The following is a 514-nucleotide window of genomic DNA, read 5'->3' on the forward strand; positions in this document are numbered from 1 at the left end:
CAAAGTTTTCTGTTTAGACAACGAGGCGTGGTTTTATGATCGATAAAGTTTGCCCCGTTGTTCTGCGTAAGCAAAACCAAGAGATCCTACTTTTTCAGCATCCCTTAGCGGGTATTCAGTTAGTCAAGGGAACGGTTGAGACGTTTGATGAAAGTTACATCACGGCTGCAAAACGGGAGCTGGCTGAAGAATCTGGGATTACGCACGTTATCTCCGCTCGGTATTTATGTTCATGGGACAGTGGCTTTCAAAATCAAGCATGGCATTTTGTTTTGTGTGAGTGTGCAGACCTAGAGGATTCATGGACGTTTCATACGAAAGACGATGGCGGACATGATTTTGCGTTTTTTTGGCACGATATAGGGAGCGATATTTCCTCACAGGCGCATACTGTTTTTCAGTACGCACTGGAAAAAGTTCGAAAACTGATAGACCAAGGGGTGGTGTAAGTGAGGTTGCAAGTTGGAGGTTTAACAAAGAAGAACTTGTTAAAGCACTTGAGTCAAAAAGGTGT

1 protein-coding gene is annotated in these 514 nt (G+C 43.6%); it reads left to right on the forward strand.

The window, feature by feature from the left end:
- The first annotated feature begins 35 nt into the window (after window positions 1-35).
- Entirely contained in the window at window positions 36-449 is a 414-nt protein-coding gene (locus R7O13_RS30995) for an NUDIX hydrolase (RefSeq protein WP_023585762.1), read from the forward strand.
- Window positions 450-514 lie beyond the last annotated feature (65 nt).

Source organism: Vibrio sp. Y176, from assembly GCF_033438945.1.